Below are 14,617 nucleotides of genomic sequence, written 5' to 3' on the forward strand. Positions count from 1 at the left end.
CGAATTGTTGACTGGAATTGTTGACTGAGGTTCTCGAATTGTTGACTGAGGTTCTCGAAGTCAAAATTCTTTTATATACTAAAACAAATGTATTCAAACATAAAGCATATTTTTTTTGATTTAGACCATACTCTTTGGGATTTTGACAGAAATTCTGAGAAAGCATTTGAGTTTATTTTGTTAAAACACTTTCCATCAATTTCGGTAAAAGATTTTGTGAAAATTTATGCTCCTATAAATCAGGCTTGCTGGAAATTGTATCAAAACAATCAGATTACACATGATGAACTCCGATACAAGCGTTTAAAGGATACTTTTTCAAAACTTACTATTGAAATTTCAGATGAATTGATAGATGTAATTTCAGAAGAATATATTGAGCATCTGCCTAACAGTAATCATTTGTTTGAAGGTTGCGTGGAAACATTGGAGTACCTTCACAAAAAGTATAAACTTCATATTATCACTAACGGATTTGCCGAAGTTCAATTCAAGAAGCTTAACAATTCAGGAATACATCATTTTTTTGATACCGTTACAAATTCCGAAATGGCTGGGGTAAAAAAACCGCATTCGGGAATTTTTGAACACGCTTTAAAAACAGCCAATGCTTTAAAAAATGAAAGTATCATGATAGGTGATTGTCTTGATGCTGATATAGGAGGAGCAATAAAATTTGGTATAGAGGCTGTTTTTTTTAATCCTGAGTCAATTGAAGTGTCGCAATCCATCAAACAAATCACTAACTTAGTGGAACTCAAAAAAATATTCTAATGAAAAAAACAGCAGTAATCGTGGTTCTTTTAATTTCAATGATATCTTTCGGGCAATCGTTGAATGATTATAATATGGCTATCATACCCGCTAAATTTTCTTTTCAAAAATCAGATAATGAATATAGGGTAAATGCTACTGTCAAAGCATTTTTAAAGGAAAAAGGTTTTGTGGCCTATCTGTCTACTGATAATCTGCCTGAGGGTTTTCTGGACTATAAATGCAATAAAATTTACGTTGATGGTGTTGAAGAAAATACAATGTTTGTAACAAAAATAAAGTTTGTTTTTAAAGATTGTTATGGTACGGTTTTGTTTTCAACAGATTTAGGCGAAAGCAGAGAGAAAGAGTACGCAGTATCTTATAATTTAGCTGCTATTCAAGCTTTAAAAACTTTTGAAAAGGCAAAATACAAATACTCTGGGAAAACCTATTTTGATGAAGAAGCTCAGGAAAAACTTAAGAAAATTGATAAAGTAGAAGTGGCCGAAGTTAAAGTCTTAACTCAAAAGAACGAACTTTTTTATAAAATTACCGATAAATTATCTTCTACAGAGCTTACGTTATACAGAACATCAAAACCTGATTTATTCCTTACAACATTTAAAGGCAGAAATGGCATTGTGCTTTACAAAGAAAGCACATGGTTTTTTGAATTTGTAGATGGTGAAAAAGTTGTATCTGAAAAACTGGATATTAAATTCTAATAATCATATTTGTCTTTCCATCTGTTTTTAAGAAATTGACGTAATTCTTTTTCACGTGCATTTTCTCCCGGTTCAAAGAATTTAGTTTCCGAAATTTCTTCTGGAAGGAATTCCTGTTCTGCAAAGTTATTTGGGAAATCATGAGAATACTTATATTCATCACCATAACCTAATTCTTTCATGAGTTTTGTAGGTGCATTTCGTAAATGTAAAGGAACCGGTAAATCACCTGTTTGCTTTACTATTTGCTGGGCTTTTCCTATGGCCATATAACTTGCGTTGCTTTTTGCCGAAGCCGCTAAATAAATAGCACATTGACTTAAAATAATTCTGCTTTCTGGATAACCAATTGTAGTTACGGCCTGAAAAGTATTATTGGCCATGATTAAAGCAGTTGGATTGGCATTTCCTATATCTTCACTAGCAAGGATAAGCATTCTGCGGGCGATAAATTTAACATCTTCACCACCTTCAATCATTCTGGCTAACCAGTATACAGCGCCATTTGGATCGCTTCCTCGAATCGATTTTATAAAAGCAGAAACGATGTCATAATGCTGTTCGCCGGTTTTGTCGTATAAAACAGTGTTTTTTTGAACCAACTGCATTACTCTTTCATTAGTGATTTCGATTAAATCTGAGCTTGTTGAAACATCAGCAGCATTAATGACAAGTTCAAAAATATTTAAAAGCTTTCTTCCGTCACCTCCTGATAACCTTAATAAAGCTTCTGTTTCTTTTAAGTTAATCTTTTTACTTTTTAAAATTTCGTCTGTTGCAATAGCACGATGGAGGAGGGTTTCTAAATCCTCTTTAGAGAATGCATTTAAAATATAAACCTGACAACGTGACAATAAAGCGGGAATTACTTCAAAACTTGGATTTTCTGTAGTCGCTCCAATAAGCGTTACCCAGCCTTTTTCAACTGCTGCCAGTAAAGAGTCTTGCTGTGATTTACTGAAGCGATGAATCTCGTCGATAAAAAGTATGGGATTTTTAGCCGTAAATAAACCGCCGCTTTGTTTCGCTTTGTCAATGACTTCTCTTACATCTTTTACACCTGAATTTATCGCACTTAACTCGTAAAAAGGTCTGTTACTAGAATTAGCAATAATTTGTGCCAGAGTTGTTTTTCCTGTGCCTGGCGGTCCCCATAAAATCAAAGAAGGAATAATACCCCGTGTAATTTGATTGGTTAAAGAACCATTCTCACCAACCAAGTGACTTTGGCTGATATAATCTTCCAGTGTTTTGGGTCTTATACGTTCGGCTAAAGGTGCATCCATTTTTAATTAGCAAATGTTTTTAATTTGAAGATTGAAAATACCTAAGGTTTTGTGTGAATCTAAAATATCAGACAAATTTAATGTAATAAATAGTTTTTTTACTGATTTTAAATTGACTCATTTTCAAATCTGTAAATCAAGTATGACAAAACTTCATTAAATTAGTTTTGGTTATATTTTTGATGAGGTAAAGACATGAAAGAAAATGAATTCAAATTTACTCCTTCGGTTGTTTTATTGCCTTTGTATTTTGTCCTATTGCTTTGGATTGTATTTTGGTTTGAGAGACAATTTAAAATTAATTTAACCGAATTCGGTATTCTGCCAAGAACTTTGTCCGGATTGCAGGGTATTGTTTTAAGCCCTTTTTTACATGGAGATATCAGTCATCTTTTTAATAATTCATTGCCGCTTATTTTTTTATTGGCCTGTGTCAGGTACTTTTACAGAGAGCAGTCTTTTAAAGTCCTTTGTTACGGGATTGTTTTGTCTGGAATCGGTACTTGGTTAATTGGTAGAGAAAGCTATCATATAGGAGCCAGTGGCTTAGTGTATGTTTTAGCCAGTTTTATGTTTTTTAAAGGCTTACATACTAAATATTACCGTTTAGTGGCACTGTCTTTTACAATAGTTTTGTTGTACGGTGGAATGATTTGGTATGTTTTTCCAAGCGCAGAAGAGCATATATCTTGGGAAGCTCATTTATCAGGATTTGTAGTCGGACTTGTAATGAGTTGGATTTTTCAGACAGAAATCTATCAAAAACCAGTGATTTATGAATGGCAGAAGCCTGATTATGATTCAAGTAATGATCCTTTTATGAAACATTTTGATGAAAAAGGAAATTTTATTTCAAGTTCCAGAATGCGGGAAATGGAATTGGAAAAATGGGATTATTTTGTTTCAAATCTGCCTGTTATTTATGAGTATAAAACAAAAAAAGAAAATTCAGATTTTTGAGAAAAAATCAAAAACCTGAATTCAAAATCTAATATCTGAAATTTATTGTCTTTGTCTTACAGCTTCATATAAAAAAGCCCCGCAAGCAACAGAAACATTTAATGATGAAATAGTTCCGAACATAGGTAGTTTTGCTTTTTCATCCACAATTTTTAAAACCGAAGGATTCACACCTTTGTCTTCACTGCCCATAATAATTGCAACAGGTTCATTTAAGGAAAGGTCATATAAATTATTGTCTGTTTTTTCAGTTGCAGCAACAGTTTTGATACCTGAGCCTTGAAGATAAAATACAGCATCTTTTATGTGGTCCACTTTGCAGATAGGAACGTTGAAAACAGCACCGGCAGAAGTTTTTACAGTGTCACCATTAACAGGGGCAGAGCCTTGTTTTTGAACAATTATTCCGTCAACTCCAGTACATTCTGCAGTACGGATTATAGCACCAAAATTTCTTGCATCGCTTAATTGGTCTAAAATCAAAAATAACGGAGTTTTACCGTTTTCCAGTACCGACTCTACTAAGTTCTCCAGGCTGACAAATGAAATTGGAGCAATTGTTGCTACAGCTCCTTGATGATTGTTGTGTGTAAGCTTGTTTAATTTTTCAACCGGAACATAACTGAAATTGATGTTGTTTCTTTTTAATGTTTTAAGCAATTCACCCATTAAGTCACCTTGTGCTTCTTTTTGGATGAATACTTTGTCAATTTCTTTTTTTGCATTTACAGCTTCAATAATAGCTCTGATTCCGAAAATTTGGTTTTCTTTTTCCATGAGGCAAAGATATAAAAAAACCACCGTGTTAACGGTGGTTTTAGTTTATGTTTATCAAACATATATTAATTTACATCCCAGAACAATTTAGTTCCTTTCAAATCACCACCTATTGCAGATGCAGCAGCTGTATAATTTGTTTTGTTAAGAGTTTGTTCATTTAAAGGATAAGTAAGTCTTGTTGGTACAGCCTCTTCAGAAATTGGAGGTACGTTCATGGCAGGAGTATCGAATTTTCTGTATACAGACCATCCTTCATGTCCTCTGTTGTACATTGCCAACCAAAATTGGAATCCAATTTTTTGTCTCCAATCACCAGCTGCAGTTGCATAAGCTACATCAGGTCTTAGTAAGTAAGTTGTAATATCTGAAGAAGATACTCCCCAATCCTGCATAGATGCTGTAATTGCATTGTTATAATGAGTAGTTACAGAACTACCAGTGTTGTAAGTTCTAGCAGCTGCTTCAGCTAACAAGAATTGAACTTCAGAATAATCAAGTAAAACACCTCTAAATGTTTGTTGGTGCATTAAATCACCAATGTGAGTTTTTGAGTTGTAGTTGTTACTTGCTCCATAAGTACCACCTTCATAACCACCAACTAAATTATCGTCAAAATAAAATTCGCGTCTTGGGTCATTTTTAGCATTCATATAGTCAACAACAGTATTTGCTACTACGAAATCTGTTCTGTTACTTTGAACTAAGTCAACCCATAATGGATTTGCATTTGTAGGGTTTGCTTCGTACTGAATAGTAGCATTGTCAGAATTTGAAGTAAATACACCTGCTGCAACTGCTTGTTCAGCAGCTGTTTTAGAAACTGATGCATTAACATCTGAAAGTCTCATTGCAATTTTTAACTTCAATGAATTTGCGAATTTCAACCAGTGGTTGATATCACCATGATAAATTACATCAGAAGTTGTAAATCCTTGTTCAGAAACACTTGCAGGATTTGGATTAAAATTTGCTAATGCACTATTTAAACGAACTAATAAATCAGCATAGATATCAGCAGCGTCGTCATAAACTGGCGTTGGATCTGCAGAACCTTGAAGAGCCGCGCTGTAAGGAATGTCTCCAAAAGTATCTACCATTTGTTGCCATGTATATACTTCAACAACTTCAATCATTGCTTTTTTATTTGCATTGTTTGCTCTTGTTTTAGCATCTTTTAAATCAAATAACACATTTCTGTAAATGTTTGACCAGTAATTTTGAGGGATATTTCTAGTTACCAAATCGTAATTTGCTTCATCAATATAGGTTGTTTCAGTCCAATATTGTGATAATAACCTGAAAATATTTGAGTTAACACTTGTACTCTCATTTTGGTCGAAAAGAGTTTTTGTCGCAGATGTGAATAAAGCATCTGAAGTAACCTGAGTTGGTTTGTTCGGGTTTTGATTTGCACTATCATACGCTTCATCAGTGGCGCAACTACTGGCCATGACTAAAGCTGATAAAGCTATTATATATTTTTTCATAATTTTCAATTTTTAGAATTCAAATTTTAAGCTTCCACCAATTTCTCTTACACTTGGATAAGCACCAGATTGATATCCTTGAATGTTTCCTGCACTTAAACCAGCTTCTGGGTCAGTGTAAGGAGTGTTTTTATGGATAATCCATAAGTTGCGTCCTAATAAAGAGAATGATAAATTACTTAGATGTAATGATTCAGCTATTGATTTTGAAAAGTTGTAAGTTAAGCTTACTTCTCTCAATTTTACGAATGAAGCATCGTAAACATGCGCTGCTTGTGGAGTTCTAGCGTATCCCCAAGGGTTTGCGTAAGTAGTTGCGTTTGCAACAACTGTATTTGGAGTTCCGTCTGCTTGTACACCTGGCAAAATAACACCACCACCATTAGATACCGCATCACGTACAGGATTGCCTAAATGGTTGTTTCCTGCAGTAAAGTCGTATAAACCTGTAGCGTAACCGTAATAAGTATCCAATGAGAATACATCACCGCCTTTTTGTACATCAATTAAGAATCCTAAATTAATATTTTTGTATTTGAAGTTGTTTTTAACCCCACCTGTCCAATCAGGTTGGATGTTACCTATAACTTCGTTACTTCCAGCTGTTCTTAAGTAATAACCGTTTGGTTGAACAACTTTTTGACCATTCAGGTATACAAAATCTCTACCTCTGATTACTCCAAATGCTTCGCCTAGTTGCGCTCCTAATGTAACACCGCCTTGTACAGCAGCTAATTGTATAAATTCAACTCCTTCAGCTAAACGAGTAACTTCGTTCTCATTTTTAGCAAAGTTTACTTTGATGTCCCAAGAGAAATCTTTCATTTTGATAGGAGTTGCATTAACCATAGCCTCGATACCTTTGTTTTCTAAATCAGCACCGTTTAACCATAAATTTGTTGCTCCTGTTGCAGTTGATACAGCAAGCGGCGTAATTAAGTCAATAGTTTTTCTATTGTAGTAAGATACGTCAAATCCAAATCTTCTGTTAAAAAACTGCATCTCCAAACCAAATTCGTAATCTTTTGAAGTTTCAGGTAATAATTTTGGGTTGTTAAAAAACCCAGGGTTACTTGCGCTTGAAGAACCTCCAAAACCAGGATTGATATCATAAGTGTTGTAAACTTGATATAGATCAGTGTCATTACCAACTTCAGCATAATTTGCTCTTATTTTACCAAAAGTCAACCAGTCTTGTTTTAATAAGTTAGAGAATATAAAACTTGTAGTAACTGATGGGTAATAATATCTGTTGTTTTCTTTTGGTAACGATGCAGATCTGTCGGTTCTGATAGTTCCATCTAGATAGAAAGTGTCTTTGAAATTGATTCCAGCTTTTGCATATAAACCGTCAACTTTTTTATTGATATCATTTTTGGCATAATCATCTGAAGTTAGAGGATTCGCAGAGTTTGCAATTGTAAATAAACCAGGGGTGTTTAAACCACCATTTGTTGACATTGCAAGAGAATTCAATTTATTAACTCTCATGTTGAAACCAGCCAAACCGTCAAATTTCAAATTTTCTGTAATATTAAAATTGAAGGTACCAATTAAATCATAGTTGTATTCAGAAGCTTTTCTTTGTGTTACTGTATAGTCTGATACGTCAACTGATCCAACTTCAACTCTCTCTTCTCTTATTTCAGTGTAAGTGTCATATGAGAAACGTCCCATTACATTGAACCAATTAGTTACTTTTTGATTTAATGTAAAGTTACCTAAGAATCTGTCACGGCTATCGTTTTGATAGTTTTTGAAAAGTGTCCACCAAACGTTATCTGTGTAAAGAGGTGATGTATCATCGTAGTTTGTTACGTTCCATGTTACGTTTTTGCCTGTGTTGAAGAAAGCATTTTTCTGATCCATGATGTCAACGTTAGTTTGCCACCATTGTCTGAATGCCTGCATTGGGTTTCTTGAGTCATAACCTGTACCGTTTCTACCTTTTCCTTTTGTGTTAGTATAAGAAAAATCTGTGCTGATTTTTAATTTACTGCTTAAATCCTGAGATCCTGAAAAAGTTAAAGTGTTCTTTTTGATTGAACTGTTTGGCATAACACCATTTTGAATTCTATTTGTAAAGCCTACTCTGAAAGAAGAAGTTTCAGTTGATTTTCCAAAAGAAACATTGTTGTTAGTTGCCAGTGCTGTTTCAAAAATTGAATTTGGATTATTTCTAGCACCTACCCATGGTGTTGCCTGATGGTAAGTTGGTAATTCAGGGTAAAGAGAGTTCCATTGATATACTAATAAATTAGGATCAAATGCTCCTCCATAAGATGCATCCTCACCAAAAGGAACTGACAAGTCATTTATTCCGTCACCATTAACATCAAATTGATCGTTAAAATATTGGTCTTCATCTGCGCCATAAAAACGTCCATAACCAGCACCATATTTATTTTGGTATTTTGGTAATGTTTCTTTGTCTACATTACCGGCAGTTAACGCTGTGCTAACTGAAACTCCAATGGTATCTGATTTTTTTCCTTTTTTAGTTGTGATAATAATTACACCATTAGCACCTCTTGAACCGTAAAGAGCTGTTGCAGCGGCTCCTTTTAAAACGTTTAAGCTTTCAATATCATCAGGGTTGATGTCTGAAGCAGCATTACCATAGTCATAACCACCTCTACCTGTTCTTTGATCCGCACTGTTGTTGGTCTCATTTAAAACAGGTGTACCGTCAATGATTATTAAAGCCTGATTGTTTCCAGAGATTGAGTTAAAGCCACGTACTTGAATGTTACTTGAGCCACCCATTGTTCCTGAAGACTGAATGTTAAGACCAGCTACTTCTCCTGATAAAGCATCAGCAAAGTTAGTTACAGGAGTGTCTGCAATATCAGCACCTTTAACCTCCTGAGAAGCGTATCCTAAAGCTTTTTTCTCTTTTTTGATACCCATAGCAGTAACAACTACTTCGGTTAACTGATTTGCTCCTTCTTGTAAAACTACATTAACAGTGTTTGAAGCTCCTACTGTTCTTGAAGTTTCATTCATTCCTAGGAATGAAAATACAAGAATTTCTCCTTCTTTTGCTTTGATTGAATAGTTTCCGTCAAAGCCGGTTTGAACTCCTCTAGTTGTACCTTTTACAACTACATTAACACCAGGTAGCGGTCCAGTAGCGTCTGTCACCGTTCCAGTAATGGTTTTCTCTTGAGCAAAAGAAAACTGAACTGTTAGCGCTAAGATAAGCGTAAAAATCCATTTGAATTTTGATCTCATAATTAAATTTATTGATTAGTTATCCGCAAATATGGGGATTTATTATTTTTTTTCCTAGTTAAATTTTGTAATTTTTTTAAAAAAAAGTTAAAAATGCGTTTTGTAAGAAATGTGAAATATTGAGTTTTGGTTTGTTTTGTTTTTGGATTTTGTGCTGCCGTTGGCAAAAGCAATGTTTAGTGTTCCGTTTTTTGTTAGTAAACCGGCACCAAAACCAAAGCTTTTTAAATTGGATGTAAGGCTGGTGGTTTTATCTTCGAAATACCCGTAATCAATTATGGAATGTAAATAAAAACTTTGATTAAACACGTATCTGTATTCAGTTGTCAGTAATGTGGATATATTTCCCTGGAGGCTGTTTTCGTTAAAACCTCTTATGGAGTTTGAGCCTCCGAAACGATAAAGTTCGTTTATAATATAACTGTCGCTTTTTAAGTAAAAATTATAACTGGTTATGTTTATTATATTTTTGTTGTTTAGATAGAAATTATGTGAGATGTTTATCTGGGTGAAGTGCTGCTTGTTTTTTTTTAGGTTGCTGACCCGGGAGCCGAATCCTGTCTTTATGTTTAGCCTTGTTTTTTCAGAGAATAAAAGATCATTGCTGTTTGAATTTGAATATTCAAATTGTGTAGTGAAAAAGTTACTGTTGAAATCACTTATTGTTGTATTGTTTGTATTTTGGATGTCGCTTGATTCGGTGCTTTGATAGCCTATGTATATTTTGGAGTTATACTTGATATAATATCCCAGATCGATTTCGGTTTTTGCGTTTTGAAAAGTGCTGTCCTGTTTGAAGATGTTTAATTGGGCTTTTATGGCTAATGGGCTTTTGAGTATATAGGGTAGTTCTATATTGGTGTCAAAAGTTTTTTGTTGATTGCCGTTGCTTTTCCAGAAAATATTGAATTTTTCTCCTGTATTTAAAATATTCATAAGTTTTAGATCCAGATATCCGTTTAATTTTAATTTATTTTCAATGTTGTTGAAGCCAATGAATCCGTCAAATGAATTAGGTTTTGTTTTTTCAAGATAGGTGTAGATTTTAGTGGAGTCTTGGGTAAAAAGTATTTCCGGGTATTTGGTTTGTTTTACAAATTTGAATTTTTCTATTTCTGAATGAAGCTTTTTTAGTGTTTCCTGATTGAATGTTTTTTTTGTGTATTGCCTTTTTAGTTGTTTTAAATGACTTTCGGGGAATTTTGAATTTCCATTTATAATGATATCGTCAATTTTTCTGTTTTTTTCAATTTTGATTTCCAGGTCAGCGTAAAGTTTGTTATTCCAGTTTCTAAAATTAATCAGCTGAAGCCGGGCTAGTGACTGTCCTTTTTTTTCTAATTTATTCAGGCTTTGGTTTAAAAAATCTTCAGTGTTTTCAAATTTTAATTTAATGGTGTCGTTTTCGGCATTTAAAAATTTTGAATTTTGGTCAAGACATATATATAGGTGTTTGGTTTTTTCTCCTAAAGCAAGTTTGATGTCGAATGTTGAGTCGTTTGCTTTTTTTAATTCGTTTTTTTGAATTCTTAAATAGCCTTTGCGGATCAGTTGGTTTGAGACCGAATTGATCTCGTTTTCGATTGATTTTGCATTCTTGTGCAGTTTGTTGTAGTTGGTTGAGTCAATGATGGTTTTTTCAGATGCCTGTTCCGAAGAAATTTTTAAATGCAGATGCTGTCCAAAGTTGTTTTGGAAGAAAAACATAATAAAGGCAATGAAAAATTTTGTTCTCAAAAGAAATATTTTGGCTAAAAATAAAGTAAAAAATCCAGATTGAAAGCGGTAAAAACAACTGCGCTGAAAATTAATTATTTAGAGTTTGTTTTTTGAAAATTAATCTATACATTTGCAACCCCGTAATTTGCGGGATTTTATAAACAGTAAATAATTTAGTATTAATTATGCCAACAATTCAACAATTAGTAAGAACTGGAAGAGCCAAATTAACTAAGAAGAGTAAATCGGCTGCTTTAGATTCTTGTCCTCAAAGAAGAGGGGTTTGTACGCGTGTGTATACTACTACACCTAAAAAGCCAAACTCAGCAATGCGTAAAGTTGCGCGTGTGCGTTTGACTAATGGTAATGAAGTAAATGCTTACATCCCGGGTGAAGGACACAATCTACAAGAGCACTCGATAGTATTAGTTAGAGGTGGAAGGGTAAAAGATTTACCAGGAGTTAGATACCACATCGTACGTGGTGCTTTGGATACTGCCGGAGTTAACGGTCGTTTACAAAGAAGATCTAAGTATGGTGCAAAACGCCCTAAAGACAAAAAGTAATTAATGTTTAACCGTTTAGAGTTCTAGTTTAAGTTTTAAACTTCTAAACTCCTAAACATCTAAACTTTTAAAAAAAAGACATGAGAAAAAGACAGGCCAAAAAAAGACCTCTTTTACCAGATCCGAAATTTAACGATCAGTTAGTAACGCGTTTTGTGAATAACTTAATGTGGGATGGTAAAAAATCGACTGCTTTTGCAGTTTTCTACGATGCATTGGAAATCGTTGAAAATAAAAAGCAAGATGCTGAAAAAACAGCATTAGAAATTTGGAAAGATGCTTTAACTAACGTTATGCCTCACGTAGAAGTTCGTTCTCGTCGTGTAGGTGGTGCTACATTCCAAATCCCAATGCCAATTCGTCCGGATAGAAAAATTTCTATGTCGATGAAATGGTTAATTCTTTATGCAAGAAGAAGAAACGAAAAATCTATGGCAGGAAAACTTGCTTCTGAAATCTTGGCTGCTGCTAAAGAAGAAGGGGCTGCTGTTAAGAAAAGAATGGATACTCACAAAATGGCAGAAGCTAACAAAGCATTCTCTCACTTTAGATTTTAATTCATAAAGAAATGGCTAGAGATTTAAAATTCACAAGAAACATAGGTATCGCTGCTCACATTGATGCTGGTAAAACAACAACAACAGAGCGTATCTTATTTTATACTGGAAAATCACACAAAATTGGTGAGGTGCACGATGGTGCAGCAACCATGGACTGGATGGCGCAAGAGCAGGAGAGAGGTATTACTATTACTTCTGCAGCGACAACTTGTGAGTGGAGTTTTCCAACTGAGCAAGGTAAATTAACTCCTGAGTCTAAACCATACCACTTTAATATTATCGATACTCCAGGTCACGTTGACTTTACAGTAGAGGTAAACCGTTCATTGCGTGTATTAGATGGTTTAGTGTTCTTATTCTCTGCGGTTGATGGTGTTGAGCCTCAGTCTGAGACTAACTGGAGATTAGCTGATCAGTACAGAGTTCCTCGTATGGGATTCGTGAACAAAATGGACCGTCAAGGTTCTAACTTCTTAAATGTTTGTCAGCAAGTTAGAGATATGTTAAAATCTAACGCAGTTGCGATTACTTTACCAATCGGTGAGGAAAACGACTTTAAAGGTGTAGTTGACTTAGTAAAAAACCAAGCTATTATATGGCATGATGCAACTCAAGGGGCAACTTTTGATATTGTTGATATTCCTGCTGATATGGTTGCTGAAGTTAAAGAATACAGATCAATCTTAATTGAAGCGGTTGCTGAGTATGATGAAAATCTACTTGACAAATATATGGAAGATGAGAACTCAATTACTGAGGACGAAATCAACGCTGCATTAAGAGCTGCAACTATCGACATGGCTATCATTCCTATGATTGCTGGTTCTTCTTTCAAAAATAAAGGAGTTCAGTTTATGTTGGATGCAGTTTGTAAATATTTACCATCTCCTTTAGATAAAGAAGGTATTGAGGGTATTCACCCTGATGATGCTGATTTATTAGAAGAAGATCAAACTAAAATCTTACGTCGTCCAGATGTAAAAGAGCCTTTCGCGGCTTTAGCATTTAAAATCGCTACTGACCCTTATGTTGGTCGTTTAGCTTTCTTCCGTGCTTATTCTGGTCGTTTGGATGCGGGTTCTTATATTTTGAATACTCGTTCAGGAAACAAAGAGCGTATTTCACGTATCTACCAAATGCACGCTAATAAACAAAATCCAATCGAGTACATCGAGGCTGGAGATATTGGAGCGGCAGTTGGATTTAAGGATATCAAGACTGGAGATACAATGTGTGATGAAAAACACCCAATTATTCTGGAGTCAATGAAATTCCCTGATCCGGTAATTGGTATCGCTATTGAGCCTAAAACAAAAGCTGATGTAGATAAAATGGGTATGGCTTTAGCTAAATTAGCTGAGGAAGATCCAACGTTTACAGTTAGAACTGATGAGGCTTCAGGTCAAACAATTATCTCAGGTATGGGTGAGCTTCACTTGGATATCTTAGTAGATCGTATGAAACGTGAGTTCAAAGTGGAAGTTAACCAAGGTGAGCCGCAAGTTGAGTACAAAGAAGCGTTTACTAAATCTGCTCAACACAGAGAGGTGTACAAGAAGCAGTCTGGAGGTCGTGGTAAATTCGGGGATATCGTTTTCCGTTTAGAGCCGGCTGAAGCTGTTGATGGTAAACCAGCTGTAGGATTGCAGTTTGTGAATGAAGTTAAAGGTGGTAACGTTCCTAAAGAATATATCCCTGCAGTAGAAAAAGGTTTCCGTGAAGCAATGAAAACGGGTCCTTTGGCTGGATATGTTGTAGATAGTTTAAAAGTTACCTTATTGGATGGTTCTTACCACGCGGTGGACTCGGATGCTTTATCGTTCGAATTGGCAGCGAAAATGGGTTACAAAGAAGTGGCTAAAGCTGCCGGAGCTGTAATCTTAGAACCAATCATGAAAATCGAAGTTATTACTCCAGAAGAAAACATGGGTGATATCGTAGGTGACTTGAACCGTCGTAGAGGTCAGGTTAATGATATGGGTGATAGAAACGGTGCTAAAACTATTAAAGCAAACGTGCCGCTTTCTGAAATGTTTGGTTATGTTACTACATTAAGAACATTGTCATCAGGTCGTGCAACTTCTACTATGGAATTCTCGCACTATGAGCAAACTCCATCTAATATTTCAGATGAAGTAATTAAAAAAGCAAAAGGTAACGCTTAATTTTTATCAAGATGAGTCAAAAGATCAGAATAAAATTAAAATCTTACGATCACATGTTGGTTGATAAATCAGCAGAAAAAATCGTAAAAACTGTAAAAAGTACAGGTGCTGTGGTAACTGGTCCTATTCCATTACCAACTCACAAAAAGATTTTCACTGTATTACGTTCTCCGCACGTAAACAAAAAATCAAGAGAGCAATTTGAAGTGAGTTCATACAAAAGATTGTTAGATATCTATTCTTCTTCTTCAAAAACTATCGACGCTCTAATGAAATTAGAGCTTCCAAGTGGAGTTGAAGTTGAGATCAAAGTGTGATAAAATACTCAAATTAAAATATTTAAGCATTATGTTTTGTTTTTCAAAACATAATGCTTACT

12 protein-coding genes are annotated in these 14,617 nt (G+C 34.7%); 7 read left to right on the plus strand and 5 right to left on the minus strand.

What is annotated here, in order from left to right:
• The first annotated feature begins 87 nt into the window (after positions 1-87).
• Both EZM65_RS12540 and EZM65_RS12545 read left to right on the plus strand, forming a co-directional pair.
• Positions 88-774, plus strand: coding sequence for a YjjG family noncanonical pyrimidine nucleotidase (locus tag EZM65_RS12540; protein WP_136668905.1), 687 nt, complete (start codon positions 88-90; stop codon positions 772-774).
• Positions 774-1,481, plus strand: a complete 708-nt coding sequence (locus tag EZM65_RS12545) for a hypothetical protein (protein ID WP_136668906.1) — start codon at positions 774-776, stop codon at positions 1,479-1,481. The genes EZM65_RS12540 and EZM65_RS12545 overlap by 1 nt, the downstream gene beginning before the upstream one ends.
• On the opposite strand, the gene EZM65_RS12550 is transcribed toward EZM65_RS12545, so the two are convergent.
• On the minus strand, positions 1,478-2,767 hold the full coding sequence (locus EZM65_RS12550) for a replication-associated recombination protein A (protein WP_136668907.1): 1,290 nt from the start codon (positions 2,765-2,767) through the stop codon (positions 1,478-1,480). The genes EZM65_RS12545 and EZM65_RS12550 overlap by 4 nt on opposite strands.
• 195 nt (positions 2,768-2,962) lie before the next feature.
• On the opposite strand from EZM65_RS12550, the gene EZM65_RS12555 reads away from it, so the two are divergent.
• Positions 2,963-3,727: a rhomboid family intramembrane serine protease gene (locus tag EZM65_RS12555; RefSeq protein WP_136668908.1), complete on the plus strand. Its 765-nt coding sequence runs from the start codon at positions 2,963-2,965 to the stop codon at positions 3,725-3,727.
• 42 nt (positions 3,728-3,769) lie between these two features.
• Here the strand turns inward: EZM65_RS12555 and rlmB are convergent, their stop codons facing one another.
• From rlmB to EZM65_RS12575, 4 genes are all read right to left on the minus strand, one after another.
• Complete coding sequence (gene rlmB / locus EZM65_RS12560) at positions 3,770-4,504, minus strand: 23S rRNA (guanosine(2251)-2'-O)-methyltransferase RlmB (RefSeq protein WP_136668909.1); 735 nt, start codon at positions 4,502-4,504, stop codon at positions 3,770-3,772.
• A 65-nt stretch (positions 4,505-4,569) separates the two neighbouring features.
• Complete coding sequence (locus EZM65_RS12565) at positions 4,570-5,994, minus strand: SusD/RagB family nutrient-binding outer membrane lipoprotein (protein ID WP_136668910.1); 1,425 nt, start codon at positions 5,992-5,994, stop codon at positions 4,570-4,572.
• A 12-nt stretch (positions 5,995-6,006) separates the two neighbouring features.
• A complete protein-coding gene (locus EZM65_RS12570; protein WP_136668911.1) occupies positions 6,007-9,228 on the minus strand; it encodes a SusC/RagA family TonB-linked outer membrane protein in 3,222 nt (1,073 codons plus the stop codon).
• Positions 9,229-9,315: 87 nt separating this feature from the next.
• Entirely contained in the window at positions 9,316-10,965 is a 1,650-nt protein-coding gene (locus EZM65_RS12575) for a hypothetical protein (protein ID WP_248574864.1), read from the minus strand.
• A gap of 167 nt (positions 10,966-11,132) precedes the next feature.
• On the opposite strand from EZM65_RS12575, the gene rpsL reads away from it, so the two are divergent.
• From rpsL to rpsJ, 4 genes are all read left to right on the plus strand, one after another.
• Complete coding sequence (rpsL, locus tag EZM65_RS12580) at positions 11,133-11,513, plus strand: 30S ribosomal protein S12 (protein ID WP_014166289.1); 381 nt, start codon at positions 11,133-11,135, stop codon at positions 11,511-11,513.
• Between the two features lie 80 nt (positions 11,514-11,593).
• Positions 11,594-12,070: a 30S ribosomal protein S7 gene (rpsG, locus tag EZM65_RS12585; RefSeq protein ID WP_136668912.1), complete on the plus strand. Its 477-nt coding sequence runs from the start codon at positions 11,594-11,596 to the stop codon at positions 12,068-12,070.
• 11 nt (positions 12,071-12,081) lie between these two features.
• Entirely contained in the window at positions 12,082-14,238 is a 2,157-nt protein-coding gene (fusA, locus tag EZM65_RS12590; RefSeq protein WP_136668913.1) for an elongation factor G, read from the plus strand.
• A gap of 11 nt (positions 14,239-14,249) precedes the next feature.
• Entirely contained in the window at positions 14,250-14,555 is a 306-nt protein-coding gene (gene rpsJ / locus EZM65_RS12595) for a 30S ribosomal protein S10 (RefSeq protein ID WP_023579610.1), read from the plus strand.
• The last annotated feature ends 62 nt before the right edge of the window (positions 14,556-14,617 follow it).

Source organism: Flavobacterium sp. H122, from assembly GCF_004959765.1.
Lineage (GTDB): Bacteria > Bacteroidota > Bacteroidia > Flavobacteriales > Flavobacteriaceae > Flavobacterium.